The organism is Streptomyces sp. NPDC058001, assembly GCF_042886315.1.
Lineage (GTDB): Bacteria > Actinomycetota > Actinomycetes > Streptomycetales > Streptomycetaceae > Streptomyces.
The window spans coordinates 443441-466785 of sequence record NZ_JBHVQT010000001.1 but is presented as its reverse complement, the minus strand read 5'-3'; the positions used below and the strand labels follow the sequence as shown (position 1 = coordinate 466785).

Genomic DNA, 23345 nt, shown 5'->3' with positions numbered 1-23345 from the left:
CCAGGGTCCTTGTCCCCTCAGCCGAGGGTACCGACCCGCCCGGCGAGCACGGCCACGAGGATGAGCAGCCCGCACAGGGGGTTGGTGCCGAACGCCCGTCCGCAAGCTCCGACGTCCGCGGGGTCGGCCCGCCATACCTGCCATCCCAGCTGCCCCGCGACCACGCACAGTCCGGGCCAGTACAGCGGCCCGAGCCCGGCCAGCACCCCGAACCAGGCGAGCAGCACCACACACCCCGCGTACACGCCGCCCACCAGCACCCGGCTACGGCGCCCCAGCAGCACGGCGGCCGACCGCACCCCGGCCCGCACATCGGCCTCCCGGTCCTGGCAGGCGTAGATCACGTCCGTCCCCACGGCCCAGCAGATCAGCGCCCCGTACAGCACCCCGCCGCCGAGCCCGAGCCCTCCGGTGAGCAGGCCGTACACCAGCGGCACCGTCCAGTTGATGCTGATCCCCAGCCACACATGCGGCCAGTGGGTGACCCGCTTCATATACGGATACACCGCCGCGAGAGGCGCTCCGGCCGCCGCCCACACCACGGCCTCCACACTCCAGAACCCCATCACCAGCGGAGCGACGGCCCCCACCCCGACACTCAGCACCAGTGCCCGGCCGACCGGCAGCCGCCCGGAGGCGACGGGCCGCCCCGCCGTACGCGGCACCTGTGCGTCGAACCGCGCGTCCAGCACATCGTTGAGCCCGCAGGCGGCCCCTCTCGACAGCACCCCGTACGCCAGGAGCAGCAGCCCGAGCAGGGCCCCTTCCCGGGGCCCGGCTATCGCTCCCAGGGCGATCCATCCGGGGACCACCAGGAGCCAGGCCCCCACCGGCCGGTCCAGCCGCAGTAACTCCAGATACGGCCGCACCCCTGCGGGGGCCCGCCCCACCAACCGGGCGGCACGGCCTTGGGCCGGGATTTGAGTCGGGGCTTGAGCCGGGGCTTGTGAGGCGACGGTCATACCGATTCATGCCCCTTCCCAGGGGGATTGTGTGCTGATCGGTCCAACCTAGCCCCGGCCGGGCTGCTTGAAGCAGCGGCAAGGCATCGCCACCCGCTACACGATCCGCTACGCCACCCGCTACGCGATGCGCTCCAGGATGATGTTCCGCACCGGAACCTCCGCGCCCGCCGGCTCGATGTCGTACGACCCCGACAAAGACTCCAACGCGTACTCGAACTTCTCCGGGGTGTCCGTGTGCAGGGTGAGCAGGGGCTCGCCCTTGGTCACCGTCGCGCCCGGCTTGGCGTGGAGTTCGATGCCCGCTCCGGCCTGCACCGGGTCCTCCTTGCGGGCGCGCCCCGCGCCGAGGCGCCACGAGGCGACACCCACGCCGTACGCGTCCAGGCGGGTCAGGACACCCGACGCCGGGGCCGTCACCACGTGCCGCTCCCTCGCCACCGGCAACTCCGCGTCCGGGTCGCCCCCCTGCGCCGCGATCATGCGCCGCCAGACATCCATCGCGGAACCGTCCGCGAGGGCCTTCGCCGGGTCCGCGTCCCTCAGGCCCGCCGCGTCCAGCATCTCGCGGGCGAGGGCGAGGGTGAGTTCCACGACGTCCGCCGGACCGCCGCCCGCCAACACCTCGACGGATTCCCGGACTTCGAGCGCGTTGCCCGCCGTCAGGCCCAGCGGCGTGGACATGTCGGTGAGCAGAGCGACCGTACGGACACCGCTGTCGGTGCCCAACCCGACCATGGTGGAGGCGAGTTCGCGCGCGTCCTCGACCGTCTTCATGAAGGCACCGGTGCCGACCTTGACGTCCAGGACCAGCGACCCCGTACCCTCGGCGATCTTCTTCGACATGATGGACGACGCGATCAGCGGGATGGCCTCGACCGTGCCGGTGACATCGCGCAGCGCGTACAGCTTCTTGTCGGCGGGCGCCAGGCCGTCGCCCGCCGCGCAGATCACCGAGCCGACGCCCTCAAGGACCGACAGCATCTCCTCGTTGGACAGCAGCGCGCGCCAGCCGGGGATGGACTCCAGCTTGTCGAGGGTGCCGCCGGTGTGGCCGAGGCCCCGGCCCGAGAGCTGCGGTACGGCGGCGCCGCACGCGGCGACCAGCGGGGCGAGCGGCAGCGTGATCTTGTCGCCGACACCGCCGGTGGAGTGCTTGTCGGCGGTCGGGCGGGACAGCGACGAGAAGTCCATACGCTCGCCGGAGTCGATCATCGCGGCGGTCCAGCGGGCGATCTCGCGGCGGTTCATGCCGTTCAGGAGGATCGCCATGGCCAGCGCGGACATCTGCTCGTCGGCGACCGCACCGCGCGTGTAGGCGTCGATGACCCAGTCGATCTGCTCGTCGCTCAGCTCACCGCGGTCCCGCTTGGTGCGGATGACGGAGATGACGTCCATGGCATGTCCTTCCGGGAGTGGTACGGGTGACGCACGCGCCAAGCCAAGCCGAGACCTGAGCAAAAGCCGAAGCCGAAGCCGAAGCCGAAGAAGCTGACTCTACGCGCATAGAGAACGGCAAGGAATGTGCGGCCCCCACCCACGCGAGGGCCGCACACAGTCACAGTTACCTCAAATACTCCGGCCCGAACGCCTGCGGCAGCATCTCCGCCAGCGGCACCAGCCCGGCCGGGGTCTCCAGGACCAGGTCCGGTCCCCCGAACTCGTACAGGAGCTGGCGGCAGCGTCCGCACGGGACCAGGATCTCGCCCCGGCCGTCCACACACGTGAAGTGGGTCAGCCGGCCGCCGCCGGTGGCCAGGAGCTGGGAGACGAGGCCGCACTCGGCGCACAGCCCGAGACCGTACGAGGCGTTCTCGACATTGCAGCCGGTGACCGTGCGGCCGTCGTCGACGAGGGCCGCGGCGCCGACCGGATACCCCGAGTAGGGCGCGTACGCCCGGGACATCGCGTCCCGGGCCGCGGCCCGCAGGGTGTTCCAGTCGACGGTGTTCGCGGAGCCCTCGTCGGACGTCATTTGCCCTGTCCCTTTCTGTACCGCATGCCGTCGGCCTTCGGCATCCGCAGTCGCTGGGCGGAGAGCGAGAGGACGAGCAGCGTGACGACGTACGGGGTCGCGCCGACGAAGTCGCCGGGCACGGTGTCCGTCAAGAGGTACCAGACCAGGACGACCGCGGCGACGACCGCGCTGATCGCGGCCTGCCACTTGGCCTTGCGGTAGAGCTTCCAGGCGGCGAGGACCGCGAGGAGGACGACAAGCAGGAGCAGCAGGGCGTGTACGGTCTCGCCGCCGTTGCGGAGCTGGAGCGCGTCGGAGAAGCCGAACAGTCCGGCGCCCATGGCGAGTCCGCCGGGCCGCCAGTTGCCGAAGATCATCGCCGCGAGGCCGATGTAACCGCGTCCGCCGGTCTGGCCCTCCAGGTAGATGTGCGAGGTGACCAGGGCGAGGAAGGCGCCGCCGAGTCCGGCGAGGCCGCCGGAGATGGCGACGGCGGCGTACTTGTGCGAGTAGACGTTGACGCCGAGGGATTCGGCGGCGATCGGGTTCTCGCCGCAGGAGCGCAGCCGCAGGCCGAAGGGGGTGCGCCAGAGGATCCAGCCGCTGGCGACGAACAGGAGCACGGCGAGGATCGTCACCAGGGAGACGTTGGTGACCAGTCCGCCGAGGATGCCCGCGAGGTCGGATACGAGGAACCAGTGGTGCTGTTCGACGGAGCGCAGCGCGTCGGACAGGCCGGGCACCGTGATGTCGCCGAGGGATTCGGCGGGCGGGGACTGCTTGGGGTTGCCGCCCTTGGTCGCCGCGTTTCCGTCGGCGAAGAACAGCTTGGCGAGGTACTGCGTGGCGCCGAGTGCGAGCAGGTTGATCGCGACACCGGAGACGATGTGGTCGACGCCGAAGGTGACGGTGACAACGGCGTGCACCAGGCCGCCGATCACACCGAAGGCGATACCGCACAACAGGCCGAGCCAAGGGCTGGACTGCCAGCCGATCCAGCCGGCGCCGAAGGTGCCGAGGATCATCATGCCTTCGAGGCCGATGTTGACGACGCCGGCCCGCTCGGACCAGAGGCCGGCGAGTCCGGCGAGTCCGATGGGTACGGCGAGGCCGAGCGCGGCGCTGATCTGCCCGGCGGATGTGAGCTGGTCGGCGCCGGTGACGACGCGGACCACGGAGACGAGGACGAGGGCGCCCGCGACGATCAGCAGGATCCGGGAGAGGGTCCAGCGGCTGCCCTTGGCGGACTTGTCCGCCTTGGGCGCCGTGGGCGGCGGCGTGTCGGTCATCGTGGCAGTCATCACGCCACCTCCTGCTTCTCGGTACGGACGGCGGCCTGGGCGGCGAGTTCGGCGCCGACCCGTTGCTGCTGACGCTTGATGCCGTAGCGGCGCACGACTTCGTAGGCGATGACGACGCACAGGACGATGGCGCCCTGGATGACGCCGAGGATCTCCTTGTCGTACCCCTGGAGTTCCAGGTGGTTGGTGGTGCGCTCCAGGAAGCCCCAGAGCAGGGCGCCCAGGGCGATGCCGATCGGGTTGTTGCGGCCGAGCAGCGCGATGGCGATGCCGGTGAAGCCGAGGCCGACCGGGAAGCTGTTGTCGTACTGGTGGCTGTCGTTGAGCAGGGTCGGCATGCCGACGAGGCCGGCCACCGCACCGGAGATGATCATGCTGGTGGCGACCATCTTCTTGACGCTGACACCGCTGGCGGACGCGGCGGTCTCGGACTGGCCGACGGTCCGCAGGTCGAAGCCGAAGCGGGTGCGGCCGAGGACGAACCAGTACGCGAGGCCGACCAGGACGGCGATCACGATGAAGCCCCAGACCTGCCCGGCGGCGCCGTTGTCGATGGAGAAGAAGTACGAGGACTGCGGCAGCGGTGTGGTGGAGACCAGGGTGCCGGCGGTGTCCAGTTGGCCGAGCTGTTCGGGCTGGAGGAGGTAGCCGATGATGGCCGTCGCGATCGAGTTGAGCATGATCGTCGCGATGACCTCGCTGACACCGCGGGTCACCTTGAGGATGCCCGCGATGGCCGCCCAGAGGGCGCCGACGAGCATCGCGCAGAGGATCATCAGCGGGATGGCGAGCCAGCCGGGCGCGGTCAGCGCGCCGCCGAGCACGGCGGCGACGAACGCGGCGAGCCGGTACTGCCCGTCCACACCGATGTTGAACAGGTTCATCCGGAAGCCGATGGCGACGGCGACACCCGCGAGGTAGTACGTGGTCGCCTTGTTCAGGATGTAGACCTGGCTGTCGCTGGCGGAACCGTAGGTGACCATGTCGCTGAACGCGGCGAACGGGTCCTTGCCGGTCGCCAGGATCACCAGGGTGGTGATCACCAGGGCGGCGACGATCGCCAGGAGGGGGGCCGCGATCCCGAGGAGCAGCCGCTCCTTGTCGATCCGGGCGGTCAGCTTCTTCATCGGGCGTCGTCCTCCGACTCGGGGCCGTGCGGGACGTCCGGCGTGGTGTCGTCGTCCGTGGCTGCCTCGGTGTGTTCCAGATGGCCGGTGGCCGCGCCGGTCATCGCGGAGCCGAGTTCCTCGGGCGTGACGGTGGCGGGGTCGGCGTCGGCGACCAGCCGGCCGCGGTACATGACACGCAGGGTGTCGGAGAGGCCGATCAGTTCGTCCAGGTCGGCGGAGATCAGCAGCACGGCCAGGCCGTCGCGGCGGGCCTCGCGGATCTGGTCCCAGATCTGGGCCTGCGCGCCCACGTCGACACCGCGGGTGGGGTGCGCGGCGATGAGCAGCTTGGGCGCGTGGCTCATCTCGCGGCCGACGATCAGCTTCTGCTGGTTGCCGCCGGACAGCGAGGCCGCGGTGACGTCGATACCGGGGGTACGGACGTCGTAGGCGGCGATGATCCGCTCGGTGTCGGCTCGGGCGCCCTTGATGTCGAGGAGCGGGCCGCGTGAGTTGGGGCTCTCGGTGACATGGCCGAGGATGCGGTTCTCCCACAGCGGCGCTTCGAGGAGCAGGCCGTGGCGGTGCCGGTCCTCGGGGATGTAGCCGATGCCCTGTTCGCGGCGGCGCCGGGTCGGCGCGTGGGATATGTCCGCGTCGCCGAGGGTGATGGCACCGCTGTCGGGGTCGCGGATGCCCATGACGGCCTCGACCAGTTCGGACTGGCCGTTGCCCTCGACACCGGCGATGCCGAGTACCTCACCGCGGTGGATGGTGAAGGTGATGTCGTCGAGGATGACGCGCTCGACGCCGTCGAGGTCGGTCTGGGTGAGGCGCAGCGCGGCCACGTCGAGCATCGGGGTGTCCGTGACGGTGGACTCCTCGGTCTCCGGCGAGGGCAGTTCGCTGCCGACCATCAGCTCGGCGAGCTGCTTGGACGTGGTGTGCTTCGGGTCGACGGTGCCGACGGTGGTGCCGCGCCGGATGACGGTGATCTCGTCGGCGACGGACAGCACCTCGCCCAGCTTGTGCGAGATGAAGATGACGGTGAGGCCCTCGGACTTCAGCTCCCGCAGGTTGTCGAAGAGCGCGTCGACCTCCTGCGGTACGAGGACGGCCGTGGGTTCGTCGAGGATGAGGGTGTGGGCGCCCCGGTAGAGGACCTTGAGGATCTCCACGCGCTGCCGGTCGGCGACACCGAGTTCCTCCAGGAGGACATCGGGGCGCGCGTTCAGGCCGTACGCGTCGGAGAGTTCCCTGATCTTCTTACGGGCGGCGGCGCCGATGCCGTAGAGCTTCTCGGCGCCGAGGACCACGTTCTCCAGGACGGTGAGGTTGTCGGCGAGCATGAAGTGCTGGTGCACCATGCCGATGCCGCGCGCGATGGCGTCGGCGGGGGTGTTGAACGAGACCTGTGCGCCGTCGACCGTGATCGTGCCCTCGTCCGGCTTCTGCATGCCGTAGAGGATCTTCATGAGGGTGGACTTGCCGGCACCGTTCTCCCCGCAGAGGGCGTGCACGGTGCCCTTGCGGACGGTGATGTCGATATCGCGGTTGGCGACGACACCGGGGAACCGCTTGGTGATCCCGCGCAGTTCGACGGCGGGCGGCGGCAGTGAGGGACTGGACGCGTTGATGGCGCACTCTCCTCGGGGGAAAGGGGCAGGCGTGGGGAGGGCGGGCGTACGGAGGACCGGCGTCCGTGCAGGAGGACGGGGTGTCGGCGACGCTAGCGCGGCAACTCCACGCTACACGCGTAGAGTTGACACATTGTTATGGCCCGGCGAGAAGGGGCGCTGACGCTCTCCCCCTCGCCGAGCCTGGCCCGTGGGCCGGTGGTCCATGGGCCGGTCGTCGGACGACCGGCCCCGACCGTCAGATCACGGAGTGGTCTTGACCTTGATCTGGCCGTCGACGATCTTCTGCTTCGCCTCGTCCAGCTTGGCCTGGATGTCCTTGAGGAAGTCACCGCTCGGGGAGAGCGAGACACCGTTCTCGGCGAGCGAGTAGGTGTTGGTGCCGGTGATCGGCTTGCCGTCCTTGACGGACTTGATCAGGTCGTAGACGCCGATGTCGACGTTCTTGACGACCGAGGTGAGGATCGAGTCCTTGTACTTGGACAGACCCGGGATGGCGTACTGGTCCGAGTCCACGCCGATCGCCCAGGCGCCCTTGACTCCGCTGACGGCCTCGATGGCGCCGTTGCCGGAGGAGCCGGCCGCCGTGTAGACGACGTCCGCGCCCTTGTCGAGCATGCCCTGCGCGGCTTCCTTGCCCTTGTCAGGGCTGGCGAAGCCGGAGAGGTCGGTGCCGTGGCTCAGGTACTGGACGTCGACCTTGATCTTCGGGTTGGTCTCCTTGACGCCCTGGACGTAACCCGCCTCGAACTTCTTGATCAGCGGGATGTCGACGCCGCCGATGAAGCCGACGTGGTCCTTCTTGGTCTTCAGCGCCGTCGCGACACCGGCGAGGTAGGAACCCTGCTCCTCGGTGAAGGTGATGCTGTCGACGTTCTTGGCGTCCACGACCGAGTCGACGATGCCGAAGCTGGTCTTGGGGTACTTGGCGGCGACGGCGGTCATGGCCTTCGCGTAGGAGAAGCCGACACCCACGACGGGGTTGTAGCCGGCGGCGGCGAGGTCCGTGAGACGCTGCTCGCGGTCGGCCTCGGTGTCCCCGGTCTTCGCGGTCAGCTCCTTCAGCTCACTGCCGAACTCGGCCTTGGCCTTGTCGGCGCCGCGCGCGGCGGAGTCGTTGAAGGAGTGGTCACCACGGCCGCCGACATCGAAGGCGAGACCGACCTTGGAGCCCTTGGCCCCGGCGGACGAGGAGTCCGAGCCGGAGTTCTTCTCGGTGGACGTGCTGCCGCACGCGGTGGCGGAAAGTGCGAGCGCTGCGGTGGCTATACACGCAGCTGAGATCTTGGCTACCCGGCGCAAGGGAGGCTCCTTCAACCTGACCTGAGCGCCACGGCGGCGCTGGTTTCGCCGCATCGTAACGCGCGTAGATGTCAGATAAAGACCTCTTGCGAAGCCGTTACCGTATCGACGCGAACGGGCCTTGAACACCCGGCGCGGGTCCGGTGACAGACAGGGTGCCGGTGGCCGGTTACAGCCGGATGACGCCGCCGGTCAGGGTGATCGGCGACGTCGCTGCGGCTGCTTCCGGTACGGGTCATCAGGCCCGGTCGGCGTCGAGGAGGGCCGCCGCCGTGAAGAGTTCCACGCCGACCGCGATCGCCCGCTCGTCGGCGTCGAAGTCGCCCTGGTGGAGGTCGCGGACGGTGCGCTCGCCGGGGGTGCGGACGCCGAGCCGGGCCATCGCGCCGGGCACCTGCTCCAGGTACCAGGAGAAGTCCTCGCCGCCGAGGCTCTGCTCGGTGTCCTCGATGGAGTGGGCGCCGAGGCGGGCCGTCATGGCGTCGCGGAGCAGTTCGGTGACGGCCGCGTCGTTGACGACGGGCGGCACGCCCCGGATGTAGTTGACCTCGGTCTTGGCGCGGTAGAGGCCCGCGATCTCGTCGATCGCCGCGTGCACCAGGTCGGGCGCCTGCCGCCAGGCGTTCAGGTCGAGGCAGCGGACTGTGCCTGACATCTCGGCGTGCTGCGGGATCACATTGCACGCGTGCCCGGCCTCGATACGGCCCCAGGTCACCGCGAGCCCGGAGCGGGCGTCGACCCGGCGGGCGACGAGCGCGGGGACCTCGGTGGCGACCTTGGCGACCGCGGTGACCAGGTCGGTGGTCAGATGCGGGCGCGCGGTGTGGCCGCCGGGGCCGTCGAGGGACAGTTCGAGACGGTCGCAGGCGGAGGTGATGGGTCCGTGCCGCAGGCCGATGCGTCCGGCGTCCACGCGCGGGTCGCAGTGCACGCCGATGATCCGGCCCACGCCTTCGAGCACCCCGCACTCGATCGCGTCGGGCGCCCCGCCGGGCAGGACCTCCTCGGCGGGCTGGAAGATCAGCCGCACCGGGTGGGGCAGCGCGCCCTCACGGTCCAGGGCGGCCAGGACCAGGCCCGCGCCGAGGACGACGGTGGTGTGCACGTCGTGTCCGCAGGCGTGCGCGCGGTCCGGCACGGTGGAGCGGTAGGCGCAGCCGGCCTTGGTGTCCGGGATGGGCAGCGCGTCGATGTCGGCGCGGAGCGCGAGCAGCGGGCGTACGCCGTCCCACTCGCCGATGTCACAGATGAGTCCGGTACCCATGCTCAGCACCCGGGGACGCAGTCCGGCCGCCTCCAGGCGGGCCTTGAGCGCTGCGGTGGTGCGGAACTCCTGATTGCCCAGCTCCGGGTGCATGTGCATGTCGCGGCGGAACGCGATCAGCTCGTCACGCAACGTGTCCGGCAGAGTGCCGGGCAGCCCGCCGGTCAGCGGGGCGGGCAGCTCGCCGGACATCTCACCGGCCAGGGGGGACACCCCGGACCGGTCGGTGTCGGACTCGGACTCGGCGGACATCAGTTGGTTCACCCTTTGAAGGGTAAAGCGACAGGGGGGTCAACTGAGCCGTGATCAAGGAAAGTTAAGCCAGATTGGTGTAACGATTCCGGGCACCCGGCGCATGACCGTCACCCGAGGTGGGTATCAAGTTCGGTTATCCCGCGAACACGGACTGGAGTCTGTGCACGTCGCGCGCGGTGCCGGTGACCCCCGACAGGAAGCCCTGGGCGCGGGGCGAGGCGTGGTCGGTGAGCCAGGTGGGGTCGATGTCACAGACCGCGACGGTGACGTCGGTGCCCGCCAGGGCGAGGGGCAGCGTGTGCACGACGGTCGACGGGAAGCTCAGGATCGTACGGCCGATGGGGCCCCGGCGCGCGATCAGCTCCAGCGGAAGGTCCGGGCGGACCACTTCGAGGCCCACCTCGGTGGCCAGGCGGTGCAGCTTCTCGGTGGATTCCCTGCGGTGCGCGAAGTAGCGCGTCGCGCCATGCGCGCGGGCCAGGGAGCGGACCGCCTCCAGGTAGCGGTCGGGGTCGACGACACCCGTCTCGACGAGTGAGGTGCCGACGAGGTCGGCGCTCCGGGTGACGCGGGGCGGTCCGAAGCGGGCGCGGGTCCAGGCGAAGTCGTTGGTGGTGATGCGGACGCCGTCGGGCGCCGAATCGATCGGCATCGAGGAGAACACCTCGACGCTGCGGTGCGCGCTGGGCGTCAGACGGCGCCGGGCGGACGCCGAGACCGGCGCGAAAACCAGGTCACGGGGCCCTGGCCGACCGCCGCGCCGGTGCCAGCGCACCAGCCGCTCACCGCCCGCGAGCTGGGCGATGAACTCCATGGTGGCGGTGCCGTCGTCCACGACGACCAGCTCACGGGCCCGGGTGATGGTGAGCAGCAGTTGTACGTAGCGCGAGAACGGGTCGCCGATGACGATCCGCCGCGCGCGGCGCAGCAGCGGGGTGAGCCCGCCGATGGTCTGGAAGGGGGCGGCGGGCCCGCCGCGCGCCTCCTCCCAGCGCACCTGGTGGCCCTCACGCCGCGCCAGCTCCGCCATCCGGCGCAGCTGACCTCGGGTCATCGGGTCGGTGGGCGAGAGAACCACCAGGGTGAGTGCGGCTGCCGCCGGGGTGACCGGGGGTGGATCGGCCACGTCGAACGGATCGCCCGTCGGGCCCGGGGTACCGGTCGACGGGGTCGGCGTAGGTGGAGGGGTGGGGTGGTGCTGTGAGTCCCCGGGCGGGCCGGTGGGGTGGTCGCGTCGTGTCTGGGGAGGCACGGACGTGGCGAGCCCGACCGGCGCGTTCGGCGCGTGGGGCGCCTGGGTGTGCGCCCACTCCAGCACGTTCAGGAGCTGGACGGGGCTCTCCACGAAGGCGAGCGTGGTGGTGGGCCCTGCCGGCCCGACACGGGGACTCATGGTCGTAAGACCGTCGTGATTCCGGGCCGTCAGACCGTGACCGGCTCGCCGGCGGCGGTGGCGATCTCGGCCTGAGCGACGACGCCCGGGACGCGGCGCAGCTTCTTCATCGGGCCCAGCTCGGACTCGTAGACCTTCTTGACGCCGTCGCCGAGCGAGGACTCGATGGTGCGGATGTCGCGGACCAGGCGGGTCAGGCCCTGCGGCTCGACCGACGCGGCCTGGTCGGAGCCCCACATGGCGCGGTCGAGGGTGATGTGCCGCTCGACGAAGGTGGCGCCGAGCGCGACGGCGGCGAGGGTGGTCTGAAGGCCCGTCTCGTGACCGGAGTAGCCGATCGGGACGTTCGGGAACTCGGCCTGGAGGGTGTTGATGACGCGCAGGTTCAGCTCCTCGGCCTTCGCCGGGTAGGTGGACGTGGCGTGGCAGAGCAGGATGTTGTCGGAGCCGAGGACCTCGACCGCGTGCCGGATCTGCTTCGGCGTCGACATGCCGGTAGACAGGATGATCGTCTTACCGGTGGCGCGCAGCGAGCGCAGCAGCTCGTCGTCGGTGAGCGACGCGGAGGCGACCTTGTGCGCGGGGATGTCGAACTTCTCCAGGAACGCGACGGCCTCGGTGTCCCACGGCGAAGCGAACCAGTCGATGCCGCGCTTCTTGCAGTGCTCGTCGATCTGGCGGTACTCGTCCTCGCCGAACTCCACACGGTGGCGGTAGTCGATGTACGTCATCCGGCCCCAGGGGGTGTCCCGCTCGATGTCCCACTGGTCGCGCGGGGTGCAGATCTCCGGGGTGCGCTTCTGGAACTTCACGGCGTCGCAGCCCGCGTCGGCGGCGGCGTCGATGAGGGCGAACGCGTTGTTCAGGTCGCCGTTGTGGTTGATGCCGATCTCGCCGGTGACGTAGACGGGGTGGCCGGGGCCCGCGGTCTTCGAACCGAGGGTACGCAGGCGGGAGTTGGTGCTCATGGAACGTTCCTTACTTGTCGAGGGAGGGGCCGAGGATCCAGGCGGCGATCTCTCGGATCGCGCCGTCGCCACCAGGGGTGGTGGTGACCGCGCGTGCGGCGCCGCGCACGACGTCGTGGGCGCTCGCGACCGCCACGGGCCAGCCGACGAGGCCGAAACACGGGAGGTCATTGACGTCGTTGCCGACGTAGAGCACGCGCTCCGGCGCGATGCCCTGCTCCTCGCACCACTGCTTGAGTGCGAGGTCTTTCCGGTCGATGCCGTGCAGGACCGGGATCTTGAGCTTCCGGGCCCGCGCGGCGACGACGGGGTTCTGCTCGGTGGACAGGATCAGCATCGTCAGGCCCGCGTTGCGCAGGGCCGCGATACCGAGTCCGTCCCCGCGGTGCACGGTGACGAACTCCCGTCCATCGGCGTCGATCAGCACCCGGTCGTCCGTCTGGGTGCCGTCGAAGTCGAGGACGACCGCGTCGATGTCGGCGCGGCCGGGCAGGGAGCCGGGTCGGTTCGCGTCGAAGTGGGGGGCAAGGGCGCGGGCGCGGGCGAGGTCGTGCGGGTCGTCGATCTCCAGGACCCGCGCGGGATCGGTCCGTACGAGTTCGGTGTGGCCGAAGAACCGGTGCTGGTGGGTACGGAACCCGGCCGCGTCCATGGCGTACGCGGCACCGGTCTCCAGGAGGTCCTGGGGACGGTCCTGGCGGCGGGGGCGGAAGGACTTGTCGTGGTTGACGCCGTACCCGCCACTGGGGGCGGCGCCGCGGGCCACCGCGCTGTGCGCCCGCGCGACCCGCACCGCCGCCGGGGTCTCGGCCGATGTGCGGCTGTCGGGCACGGTGCCGGCGGCCAGGTCGGTGCCCTGGTCCGCGTGGCCCGACGCCAGCTCGTCGGCCGCGTCGCGCCAGATGAAGCCGTGGAAGGGGGCCACCGTCACGGCGGTGTCGGCACCGTTGTCGACGACCGCGCCGGCCACCGCGTCGATGTCCTCACGGATCAGGAAAGGGCTGGTGCACTGCACCAGGAGGACCACGTCGACCGTGGCACCGTGCAGCGTCTCGTGGGCGTCCATGGCGTGCAGGACGGCTGCCTCGCTGGTCGCGGTGTCCCCGGCGATGGCGGCGGGCCGCATCACGACCTCGGCGCCCGCCTGCCGCGCGGCGACGGCGATGGCCGTGTCGTCGGTGGAGACGACGACATCCGTGACGAGCCGGGTCGCCCGGCACTCACGCACCGCCCGGGCTACCAGCGGCACTCCGCCGACCGGCATGAGGTTCTTGGCGGGGACGCCCTTGGAGCCGCCGCGCGCGGGAATCACGGCGAGGACGCGGCGTACCGGCGCGGCTGGGCCCACTTCCGGTTCCGGTGTGGTCATGGACTGGTCTCCTTGCAGACGGGGTCGCGGCAGGCGATGTCGCGAGGGAGGTTCGGGGGTGGCTCGCCCGTCGGTCACAGCTCGCCCATCCGCCGGATGACGGGCGCGACGCGCTGCACCCCGTGCCGGTAGGCGCCCCGGGCGGCGCGGCGCACGGCCTGCCGTACGACGCCGGGCTCCTTGTCGGCCGCGGGCGCGCCGGGCAGCGGCGCTCCGTCCGGGCCGAGGTGGTGACGGGCCAGGATCCGCGGCAGATAGCCGGGGGCGGTGGTGAGGCTGTAGTACGGGTCGAGCGGGGCGAGCGGCGGGCCTTCGGTGAGTAAGGCGATCCGGGCGCGGGCCGCGGCGAAGGCACTGCGGTAGGCCCCGTCGGCCGCGACACCCTGGCGGGCGAGCCAGTGCGGGTCGGGCAGGGGCCGGTGCCCGGCGTCGAGCTGGTCCCAGGAGGCGAGGCAGCCGGAGCCGATGAAGTGGTGGTTGCCGAGCGCCTCGCGGATCCCCAGGTCGGTCAGGATCGCGGTGGGCACCCGCCGGTGCAGGGATTCGAGCGCCGCGGTGGAGCTGATGGTGACCAGCAGGTCCGCGGTGTCGAGTACCTCGCCCATGTGCCCGTACGCCAGGCGGCAGTTGTCGGGCAGCTTCACGTTCTGGGCGAGCTTCTGGTACGGCAGTTCCTCGATGTGCGTGGTGTGCTCGCCGGGCTTGGAGCGCAGCTTGATCAGTACCTCGCGGTCGGGGTGCAGCCGCGCGTGCGCCGCCATGCGCTCCAGGAGGTACGTCCGGTCGGCGCGGCTCTCCGGTACGGAGGGCTGGGCGGCGAAGACGACCCGGTACGGCTCGCTGGGGCTGTGGGGTTCGCCGCCGAGGAACGGCAGCGCGGTCTCCACGACCGAGGTCGAGTCGGCGCCGACGCCCGAGTACACGGCGCGGAAACGCTCCGCGTCCTGGCGGGAGTTGGCGAGGACGAGGTCGGCGCCGTGCCGCAGGAGCAGTCCGTCGGCGAGCTTCTCGTAGACGACGCCGACATAGCCGGTGACGACCACGGGCCGGCGCTTGTGCTCCCGCCAGGTGTGCGCGAGACCGTGCAGCATGGCCTGGACGGCGCCGCCGACGAGGGCGAGCACGACGACGTCGTACGGGGCGTCCTGTGGGTCGTCGTCCGTGTCACCGCCGACATCACTGCCCGTGCCGCCGTCCGCCCGGCCCATCGCGCGCAGGAACTCGACCGCCGTGACCTCTCTGAGGGAGTCCGCGTGGACGCCGACCTCCTGGAGCTGGCGGGGCGTGGGGGTGGCCCGGCCGCGCAGCAGGAACCCGTCGATGCGGCTGCCCTCGACCACGCGGTTGGCGGTGAGCGCACCCCACTTCCATCGGGTGTCGGAGTCGGCGAGGACGGCGACGCGGGGGGACTTCCTCGTACTTACTGGCACGCGGAAGACGCTAGGAAGCCATTCCGTTGTCCTGCCCAACCCGAATACAACAAAGGGTTAACAGCGGGTCGACGAATGGGGATTCCGGCTCGGAATCACACAAGAATGCGCCCGGTTCACCATTCCGCCACGCTTCGTTCACCTGGTATCTCACCGCGGGTCAGGACGAATGCCGGAGCCGCATCTAACGTCGGCGAGGTGGTCAAGCTCTCCGTCATCGTGCCGTTCTACAACGTGCAGCAATACGCGCCCGACACCCTCAGGAGTCTGCGTGCCAACGCCCGCGACGACTTCGAATTCATCCTCGTCGACGACTGTTCGAAGGATGAGACCCCGGCCATCCTGGAGCGGGCGTCACGGGACCTCCCGGGCGCCGTCGTCCTGAGACACGAGCAGAACGGTGGCCTGGCGACCGCCCGCAACACGGGAATCGACGCGGCCCGCGGCGATTACCTCACGTTCCTCGACGGCGACGACTGGCTCGCCCCCGGGTACTACCCTCAACTCCTTTCCGCCATAGAGGACCTGGGGTGCGACTTCGTCCGCACCGACCATGTCCAGTGCACCGGACGGGCCCGCGCGGTACACCGCGTACCGCACGGCAGGCGCGGAGAGGTCATGCGGCCCCGCGACGCCATTCTGCCCGCCGACCGGACGACGTCGGTCGACTACGCGTACGCCTGGGCCGGTGTCTACCACCGCCGCCTGGTCGACAAGGGCCTGATCCATTTCACGGACGGGCTGCGCACCGCCGAGGACCGGCCGTGGATCTGGCGGCTGCACCGCGAGGCGGAGTCCTTCGCGGCCGTCGGTCTGCTCGGTGTCTTCTACCGGCGCGGTGTCGCGTCGTCGCTCACCCAGATCGGTGACGTACGGCAGCTCGATTTCATTCGCGCGTTCGACGAGGTCATCCAGGAAACCTCCGAGGACCCCGACGCCGAGAAACTGCTGCCCAAGGCCGTGCGCACGTACTGCGCCATCATTTCCCATCATCTGGGATCCATCGAAAGGTTCGAACCCGCCGTGGCGCGCAGACTGAAGACCCTGAGCGCGGGGGCGCTGAAGCGGATGCCGCAGCCCTTCCTGGACGAGGCGCTGGACTCCATGGACCTCCAGCGCGCCACCCGGCTGCGCCGGCTGCGCCGGCGTCCCGCCCCGGCGGGGGTGGCCGCGTGACCACCCGGATCTTCCTCGCGTCGACGCTGTACGGCGCGGCGACGCTCGCCGCCGCCCTGGACGCCGACCTCTTCGGCCCGGCCGACCGGACCGTGCTGCTCGTCGCGAACAACGCGGCGACCCCGGAGACCTCCCCGGCCCTGGACGAGATGCCGGGCTTCGAGCGGCTGCGGGGCCGCTTCGACGAGGTCCTGTCGTGGAACGAGACCATCGCCCCGTTCCACCCCGGCGGCTGGGGCGCCCGCCAGGAGGACATCCCGCTCTGGGAGCGGTATCTGCGGCTCACCTGGCGGCTCGGTGACGACGACGTCGCGCTGGTGGTCGAGTCGATCCAGGTCAATCCGGCGATGACCGTGGCGCAGATCTTCACCGGCGCCCCGATCGAGGTCTACGCCGACGGCCTGATGAGCTACGGCCCCACCCGCAACAAGCTCGACCCGCTGGTCGGCACCCGGGTGCGGCGGCTGCTGCACCTGGATCTCGTACCGGGCCTGACGCCGCTGCTGCTCACGGAGTTCGGCGTACCGCCGGAGGTGGTCCCGACGGATGCCTTCCTGAAGGTCCTCGGCGAACTCGGCGACGATGTCTCGGCCACCGAACTGCCGGACCTGGACTCCCCCGACCTGGAGGCCCCGGCACTGCTGCTCGGCCAGTACCTCTCGGCGCTGGAGATCCTCACCGCCGAGCAGGAGGAGAACCTGCATCTGCGGATGCTGCGCGGCGCGGTCGAACTCGGCCATCGGCGGATCGTGTTCAAGCCGCACCCGACGGCACCGGTCGGCTGGTCGAAGGGGCTTGAGGCGGAGGCCGCCAAGCTGGGCGTCACCCTGACCGTCCTGGACTCGCCGGTCCTCGCCGAGGTGCTGTACCAGCGGATGCGGCCCGCGCTGGTCGTCGGCTGCTTCTCCACGGCGCTGCTCACCGCGTCCGCGCTGTACGGGCTGCCGGTGGCGCGGGTCGGCACGGACACCCTCCTTGACCGCCTGTCGCCGTACCAGAACAGCAACCGGATCCCGGTGACGCTGGTGGACGTGCTGCTGCCGGAGCTGACGGACCGCGAGGCGGTCGAGGCACAGCGGATCGGGCAGCCCGCCGAAGAGCTGAACGGTCTGGTGACGGCGGTCGGTTTCGCGATGCAGCCGAAGGTCTACCCGAACCGGCGGGCCGATGCCGAGAAGTATCTGACGACCCGTCTGAACGACCGCACCTGGCGGTACTTCAAGCGCCGCAGGCTCACCTCGCTCGGCCTGCCGGGCGCGGTGCCCGCGCAGTTGTCGTTCCTGCCGCGCAACGCGACCGTACGCCGGGTCGCCCGCAAGGCCCGCAGTCTGAAGCGCGCGCTGAGCTGACCGGCCGGCGGGCCGGACTGACCGGGGGGTGGGAGCCGAGCGCGGCTCCCACCCCCCGGTCGTCGTCCATCGTCAGGAATCCAAAGCGTCGTCCAGGTGAACGTGTCACTGCCGTCCGGCAAATGGTGGCGTTCTCGAACTGGAGTTTCCTGTGGGCGGTCATAAGGTGTGCTGAAAATGGCCGCGCGCCCGGCATTCGGAACATCCTCGGAATGGCTTCGACAGGACTTCGATAGGGCTTCGACACGGCCCGTAATAAATCGATCAAGGTCGAAACAGCTACACACAGGGGTTGACACCGTGACCGACACGCTGCGGACCGACACCCGGCGGACACCGGTCACCGCTCTTGACGTGAACGGCGCTTCCGGCCGCTCCCGCCCGAAACGATCCGGCGGCGGCCGGCTGCGGGCCCTGGACGGACTGCGTCTGATCGCCGCGCTGATGGTGGCGCTGTACCACTACGGGGGCCGGGGCGGCGACGTCGCACGGGCGTGGGGGTCGTCGCCGAAGGAGCAGTTCCCGACGCTGCACCCGTGGTTCGCCTACGGCTGCCTCGGCGTACAGATCTTCTTCGTGATCAGCGGCTTCGTGATCTGCATGAGCGGCTGGGGCCGCCCGCTGCGCTCGTTCTTCGCCTCACGGGCCTCGCGTCTGCTGCCGTCGTACTGGGCCGCGATCATCATCGTGACGGCGGTGTTCGCGCTGCCCGTCGTCGCGTACAAGGCGGTGTCACCGAGCGACGCGCTGGTGAATCTGACGATGCTTCAGCAGCCACTGGGCGCGAACCGGGTCCTCGGCGTCTGCTGGACCCTGTGGGTGGAGATCCGCTTCTACGCGCTCTTCGCGCTCTGTGTGGTGCTGCCCGGGGCGACCCGGCGCCGGGTGGTGCTGTTCTGCGCGGTGTGGACGATGGCGGCGGCACTGGCCCAGGCATCGGGCGAACCGTTCCTGAAGCTGGTCCTGATGCCCGAGTACGCGCCCTTCTTCATCGGCGGCATCGGCCTGTACCTGCTGCACCGCAACCGCCGGGACGCTACCGCCTGGGGCATCGTCGGCGTGAGCTGGCTGATCGGGCAGCACTACGCGGTGGCGGGCCTGTGGCACGAGCCGGACACACGCTCCTTCTCGTACCGCTCCTCCGCCGTGATCATCCTGATCGTGACGATGGGCTTCGTCCTGGTCGGAGCCATAGCGCTGGGCAAGTTCCAGTGGGCGAACTGGCGCTGGCTGACGCTGGCGGGCGCCCTGACCTACCCCTTCTACCTGGTCCACGAACACCTCGGCTGGGTGGTGATCGGGGCGCTGCACCGGACCCTGGGCATCCCGGCGTACGCGACGCTGCCGCTGACGATTCTGGCGATGCTGGTGCTGGCGTGGTTGTTGTACCGGTATGTGGAGGGGTGGCTGACGCCGCTGATACGGAGGTTGTTGTCGTCGGGGGTGTCCGGGGCGTCGGGCGTGGGGGCGTCCGGCGGGGCGAAGGTGCCGGGCGGCGGCGGGGACGCCGGGCGCTGAACCGGACAGCGGTGCGGTCCGTCGTGGTGGTGGGAGGAGCTTCCGGGAACCGAGAGGACGGAGAGCGCCATGTCACCGGACCGTACGGGTGAGAAAGAGAAGCGGAAGCTGCGGGAGCCCCGGGAGCGAGAGGGGGAGCGGCGGAACGACGGGCCGTTGCCCCGGCGGAAGGAGCAGGTGAATCCGGCCTGGGAGCGGGAGCGGGAACGGCTGGAGAAGGACCCGGACGCCGCCGCGAAGAAGAGGGCGCAACAGCGGGAGAAGATGCAGGAACTCCGGAGAAACCGCCGCGACGCCGAGGCGGGGCGGAAGGAGCAGCAGCAGCATCAGGAGAGGGAGCCCGCGACCGCTGACACACCGTCTCTGTGGCCGGAGATAGCGGCGTTGGAGGTGTACGAGAACTATCGGCAGCGGATGGCGGGGTGGCCCGAGATGCCGCCGGTGGGGTTGCGGGTGGCGTTGCATCCGGAGACGGTCGGGCACGGGCAACAGGAAGCGACCGTGGTGCGGCTTGAAGCACCGCAGCCGGCGCATGGCCCGTCGGGCAGCTCGGTGCCGCCGTTCCTGGCCGATCCTTCGCTCGACCTGACCGATGGCCACCTACAGCACCGGGCGGTCGCCGCAGGGGTCAGGGCCCAGGACTACGGCGCGGCGATGCGGATGCAGAACGGACTTTTGGAGGCGTTCCGTGCCGAGGAGTTCGGCCAGGACGTAGCTCAGCCGTCGCCGTATGCGGGCCCGAGTGCCGACGCCCATTCCTCGGACGCCGGCTGGGCGTACCGGTCGCCGGAGCCGATGTTCGACGGAGTGGACGTGGACGCGTTGCTGGCGACGACTTCCGTGAACTACGGCGCCTTCGACACGGCGGGCCTCTCGTCCGGTCCCGGTCCCGCTCCCGTGAACCCTGCCGCGCCCTACCTCGCCGGAGGCATGTACGGGGCGGACGCGCTGCCGCAGGGGATGCAGGGACTGACGGTGACAGCACCCTCGTACTCCCGGGACCCCAACGCCACGTTCCGCCGACCCACACCGGCGGCCCAGTTGGCGTGGACGACCTCTCCCCAAGGCAGGTCCCCCCAGCGCCCCGCCCGCTGACCGGACCACAAGGGTCGGGCCGCCGGGGAGAGATGAGACTCCCCCGGCGGCCCGGCTACAACTCCGGCCGCGCGCTCAGTCCTTGGAAACCGTGGCTTCGGAGACCGGGGCTTCGGCGGCGGTGTCCTCGGTCCGGGACGACTGCCGCTGAACGACCTCCAGGACCTCCCCCAGCGCCGCCTCGGCTTCCAGGACCAGGTTGGCCAACTCGTCGATGCGGCGGGTCAGTTCCTCGTTGACGGCTTCGTCGGCGAGGTGATCGGCCAGGTCGTGTGTGCCGTGCTGCGTCTCGTCGGTCACTGTTCCCCCTTGTCGGACGTGGGAGCAGCGTAGTCCCGATCCGACTCGACACCGCTCCCCGACCTCCCGAGACCGGCATCCGCGAAGACCGACCCAAAGACGACCGGCACGGCTTGACCTCAAGTTCGGTTGAGATTCTAGGTTCGCGGTATGGACTACTCACACGATGACGCCGGCCTCGTACAACAGCCCATCGGCTACTGGGCCTGGGCGGCGCACGACGCGGTTGTCACGTACATTCGCGCGCGCCTCTCCGAGGTCGGGCTTTCGCAGCCGCAGTGGTGGGTGCTGAGCCAGTTGGTCACCTCGCCCGGCGGCCGGGACCGCGCCGAACTGGCCGACTTCCTCCAGGGCTACCTCAAGGTCGGCACCCTGACGATGCTGGACGAGATCGACACCCTGATCGCCAGGGACCTGGTTGCGGAGGACAACGGCCTGCTGACCCTCACCCCGGAGGGCACCGCCCTCCAGGCCAAGGCCGCGATACACCAGACCGACGTACGGGAGACCATCCACGCGGACATCCCCGACGAGGAGTACGTACGCACCCTCAAGGTCCTGCAACGGATGATCCACAACGTGAGCGGCACCGCCTGGCACCACTGAGAAGCCACGCGGGAGGCGTCAGACCCCCGCCGTCGACAGCTTGGCCGCGAACCCCAGGAACAGGACCCCCGCCGCCGTGGTGGCCGTCGCCGACAGGGCCTTGCGGCGATGGAAGGCGGCGGCCAGCCGCGTGCCGCCGAATATCAGCGCCGTCAGATACAGCACGCTCGCGAGCTGGGCGAAGACACCGAGCACCACGAACGACAGCGCGGGATACGCGTACCCCGGATCCACGAACTGGACGAAGAAGGCGACGAAGAACAGGATCGCCTTCGGGTTGAGCAGACTGATCACGAAGGCCCGCCGGAACGGCCGCTCCCCGGCGGCATCGGCGGACCGCCCGGCGGCCTCGGCGAGCCGTTCACGCCGGGTGCGCCACATGCCCCACCCGGCGCGCAGCATCCCGAACGCGAGCCAGGTCAGATACCCGGCACCCGCGTACTTCACGATCCCGAACAGCAGGTCGTTGGCCTTGAGAAGCGATGCCACCCCGGCCGCCGACAACGTCATCAGCACGGCGTCGCCGCACCACACCCCGGCAGCGGCCTGATACCCCCGACGCACCCCGAGCCGAGCGGCGACCGAGAGCACGTACAGCGAGTTCGGCCCCGGCAGCAGAACGATCAGCACCAGGCCCACGAGATACGTCGGAAGATCGATGACACCCCACATGAGACGGAGTGTCGCACGAAGCTACGACATCCCGTCCAGCCCCTGTGGAACACACCCTCAACACGTCCTCAACACGCCCTCAGAACACATCGCTCGGTACGTACGCCCCCCACACCTCACGGAGCGCGTCGCACACCTCCCCCACCGTCGCCCGCGCCCGCAAGGCACTTCGCATCGGGTACAGGACATTGTCCGTGCCGGTCGCCGTGCGGCGCAGGGTCGTCAAGGCCGCTTCCACCTCGCCGCGGTCCCGTTCGGCGCGTAGTTTCGCGAGGCGTTCGATCTGCTGGGTCTCGATCGCGGGGTCGACCCGGAGGGGCTCGTACGGCTCCTCGGCGTCGAGGGTGTAGCGGTTGACGCCGACGACGACCCGTTCGCCGGAGTCGGTCTCCTGGGCGATCCGGTACGCGCTCCGCTCGATCTCGCCCTTCTGGAAGCCGTGTTCGATCGCGGCGACCGCGCCGCCCAGGTCCTCGACCCGTGCCATCAGCGCGAGCGCCGCCGCCTCCACGTCGTCCGTCATGCGCTCGACCACATAGGACCCGGCGAACGGGTCGACGGTGGCGGTGACATCCGTCTCGTACGCGAGGACCTGCTGGGTGCGCAGGGCGAGCCGGGCCGCCTTGTCCGTGGGCAGCGCGATCGCCTCGTCGAAGGAGTTGGTGTGCAGGGACTGCGTACCGCCGAGCACCGCCCCGAGGCCCTGGACGGCGACCCGCACCAGGTTCACCTCGGGCTGCTGCGCGGTGAGCTGGACACCCGCGGTCTGGGTGTGGAAGCGCAGCATCTGCGACTTGGGATTCCTCGCGCCGAACTCGTCCCGCATCACCCGCGCCCAGATCCGCCGGGCGGCACGGAACTTGGCGACCTCTTCGAGCAGTGTCGTGCGCGCCACGAAGAAGAACGACAGGCGGGGCGCGAAGTCGTCCACGTCCATCCCGGCCTCGACCGCGGTCCGCACATACGCGATGCCGTCCGCGAGAGTGAACGCGATCTCCTGTACGGGCGTCGCCCCGGCCTCCGCCATGTGGTAGCCGGAGATCGAGATGGTGTTCCAGCGGGGGATCTCGGCCTGGCAGTACCGGAAGATGTCGGCGGTCAGCCGCAGCGACGGCTTGGGCGGGAAAATGTAGGTCCCGCGCGCGATGTACTCCTTCAGGACGTCGTTCTGGACGGTGCCGGTGAGCCGGTCGGCGGGGACACCCTGCTCCTCGGCGACGAGTTGGTACAGGAGCAGCAGCAGCGCGGCGGGCGCGTTGATCGTCATCGAGGTGGACACCTGGTCGAGCGGGATGCCGTCGAACAGCACCCGCATGTCGTCGACCGAGTCGATCGCCACACCGACCTTGCCGACCTCGCCCGACGCGATCGGCGCATCGCTGTCGTGGCCCATCTGGGTGGGCAGGTCGAAGGCGACGGACAGACCCGTGGTGCCGTGCGCGATGAGCTGCCGATAGCGGGCGTTGGACTCGGCGGCGGTACCGAACCCGGCGTACTGCCGCATCGTCCAGGGCCGTCCGGTGTACATCGTGGGGTACACACCGCGCGTGAAGGGGTACGCGCCCGGTTCCCCGAGGCGCTCGGCCGGGTCCCAGCCGGTCAGCGCGTCCGGCCCGTACACCGGCTCGACGGGCAGTCCGGACTCCGACTCGCGCGCCATGGCCCGCCACCTCCGCTCGTGT

Annotated in this window: 20 protein-coding genes; 5 read left to right on the top strand and 15 right to left on the bottom strand. The window is 70.2% G+C overall.

Annotated features, from left to right (window positions below; translation table 11 throughout):
* Positions 1-17: 17 nt before the first annotated feature.
* From ACFVT5_RS02225 to ACFVT5_RS02170, 12 genes are all read right to left on the bottom strand, one after another.
* Positions 18-962 (bottom strand): 4-hydroxybenzoate octaprenyltransferase, encoded by a 945-nt coding sequence (locus ACFVT5_RS02225; protein WP_389880468.1) that lies wholly within the window; start codon positions 960-962, stop codon positions 18-20.
* 120 nt (positions 963-1082) lie between these two features.
* The gene (locus tag ACFVT5_RS02220) at positions 1083-2360 is read right to left on the bottom strand and encodes a thymidine phosphorylase (protein ID WP_389880466.1); all 1278 of its coding nucleotides are present in this window, start codon (positions 2358-2360) and stop codon (positions 1083-1085) included.
* A gap of 166 nt (positions 2361-2526) precedes the next feature.
* Positions 2527-2937: a cytidine deaminase gene (locus ACFVT5_RS02215; protein WP_389880464.1), complete on the bottom strand. Its 411-nt coding sequence runs from the start codon at positions 2935-2937 to the stop codon at positions 2527-2529.
* Positions 2934-4220, bottom strand: a complete 1287-nt coding sequence (locus ACFVT5_RS02210) for an ABC transporter permease (RefSeq protein ID WP_389880462.1) — start codon at positions 4218-4220, stop codon at positions 2934-2936. Before ACFVT5_RS02210 ends, ACFVT5_RS02215 begins: the two co-directional genes overlap by 4 nt.
* Positions 4220-5347 carry an ABC transporter permease gene (locus tag ACFVT5_RS02205; RefSeq protein ID WP_389880460.1) on the bottom strand — a complete coding sequence of 376 codons (1128 nt, stop codon included), beginning with the start codon at positions 5345-5347 and terminating at the stop codon, positions 4220-4222. Before ACFVT5_RS02205 ends, ACFVT5_RS02210 begins: the two co-directional genes overlap by 1 nt.
* On the bottom strand, positions 5344-6924 hold the full coding sequence (locus tag ACFVT5_RS02200; RefSeq protein ID WP_389880985.1) for an ABC transporter ATP-binding protein: 1581 nt from the start codon (positions 6922-6924) through the stop codon (positions 5344-5346). The genes ACFVT5_RS02205 and ACFVT5_RS02200 overlap by 4 nt, the downstream gene beginning before the upstream one ends.
* A 285-nt stretch (positions 6925-7209) precedes the next feature.
* Positions 7210-8268 carry a BMP family protein gene (locus ACFVT5_RS02195; RefSeq protein ID WP_389880458.1) on the bottom strand — a complete coding sequence of 353 codons (1059 nt, stop codon included), beginning with the start codon at positions 8266-8268 and terminating at the stop codon, positions 7210-7212.
* 238 nt (positions 8269-8506) lie between these two features.
* Positions 8507-9724: an amidohydrolase gene (locus tag ACFVT5_RS02190; RefSeq protein WP_389880983.1), complete on the bottom strand. Its 1218-nt coding sequence runs from the start codon at positions 9722-9724 to the stop codon at positions 8507-8509.
* A 196-nt stretch (positions 9725-9920) separates the two neighbouring features.
* On the bottom strand, positions 9921-11180 hold the full coding sequence (locus ACFVT5_RS02185) for a hypothetical protein (RefSeq protein ID WP_389880456.1): 1260 nt from the start codon (positions 11178-11180) through the stop codon (positions 9921-9923).
* 29 nt (positions 11181-11209) lie between these two features.
* Entirely contained in the window at positions 11210-12148 is a 939-nt protein-coding gene (locus tag ACFVT5_RS02180; RefSeq protein ID WP_389880454.1) for an N-acetylneuraminate synthase family protein, read from the bottom strand.
* A 10-nt stretch (positions 12149-12158) separates the two neighbouring features.
* Positions 12159-13517, bottom strand: coding sequence for a cytidylyltransferase domain-containing protein (locus tag ACFVT5_RS02175; RefSeq protein WP_389880452.1), 1359 nt, complete (start codon positions 13515-13517; stop codon positions 12159-12161).
* Positions 13518-13591: 74 nt separating this feature from the next.
* Complete coding sequence (locus tag ACFVT5_RS02170) at positions 13592-14947, bottom strand: DUF6716 putative glycosyltransferase (protein WP_389880450.1); 1356 nt, start codon at positions 14945-14947, stop codon at positions 13592-13594.
* A gap of 198 nt (positions 14948-15145) precedes the next feature.
* Here ACFVT5_RS02170 and ACFVT5_RS02165 point away from each other — a divergent pair, with 198 nt between their 5' ends.
* The 4 genes from ACFVT5_RS02165 (at position 15146) to ACFVT5_RS02150 (ending at position 20085) form a co-directional block, all read left to right on the top strand.
* The gene (locus ACFVT5_RS02165; RefSeq protein WP_389880448.1) at positions 15146-16123 is read left to right on the top strand and encodes a glycosyltransferase family 2 protein; all 978 of its coding nucleotides are present in this window, start codon (positions 15146-15148) and stop codon (positions 16121-16123) included.
* Positions 16120-17472 carry a polysialyltransferase family glycosyltransferase gene (locus ACFVT5_RS02160; protein WP_389880446.1) on the top strand — a complete coding sequence of 451 codons (1353 nt, stop codon included), beginning with the start codon at positions 16120-16122 and terminating at the stop codon, positions 17470-17472. The genes ACFVT5_RS02165 and ACFVT5_RS02160 overlap by 4 nt, the downstream gene beginning before the upstream one ends.
* 354 nt (positions 17473-17826) lie before the next feature.
* Positions 17827-18990, top strand: coding sequence for an acyltransferase family protein (locus ACFVT5_RS02155; protein WP_389880981.1), 1164 nt, complete (start codon positions 17827-17829; stop codon positions 18988-18990).
* 69 nt (positions 18991-19059) lie between these two features.
* Complete coding sequence (locus ACFVT5_RS02150; protein WP_389880444.1) at positions 19060-20085, top strand: hypothetical protein; 1026 nt, start codon at positions 19060-19062, stop codon at positions 20083-20085.
* Between the two features lie 75 nt (positions 20086-20160).
* On the opposite strand, the gene ACFVT5_RS02145 is transcribed toward ACFVT5_RS02150, so the two are convergent.
* Positions 20161-20385, bottom strand: a complete 225-nt coding sequence (locus ACFVT5_RS02145) for a hypothetical protein (RefSeq protein ID WP_389880442.1) — start codon at positions 20383-20385, stop codon at positions 20161-20163.
* A gap of 150 nt (positions 20386-20535) precedes the next feature.
* Here ACFVT5_RS02145 and ACFVT5_RS02140 point away from each other — a divergent pair, with 150 nt between their 5' ends.
* The gene (locus ACFVT5_RS02140) at positions 20536-20991 is read left to right on the top strand and encodes a MarR family winged helix-turn-helix transcriptional regulator (RefSeq protein ID WP_389880440.1); all 456 of its coding nucleotides are present in this window, start codon (positions 20536-20538) and stop codon (positions 20989-20991) included.
* Between the two features lie 18 nt (positions 20992-21009).
* On the opposite strand, the gene leuE is transcribed toward ACFVT5_RS02140, so the two are convergent.
* Together leuE and ACFVT5_RS02130 are read right to left on the bottom strand one after the other, a co-directional pair.
* Positions 21010-21663 carry a leucine efflux protein LeuE gene (leuE, locus tag ACFVT5_RS02135; RefSeq protein WP_389880438.1) on the bottom strand — a complete coding sequence of 218 codons (654 nt, stop codon included), beginning with the start codon at positions 21661-21663 and terminating at the stop codon, positions 21010-21012.
* Between the two features lie 79 nt (positions 21664-21742).
* Positions 21743-23323: a methylmalonyl-CoA mutase gene (locus ACFVT5_RS02130; protein WP_389880436.1), complete on the bottom strand. Its 1581-nt coding sequence runs from the start codon at positions 23321-23323 to the stop codon at positions 21743-21745.
* Positions 23324-23345 lie beyond the last annotated feature (22 nt).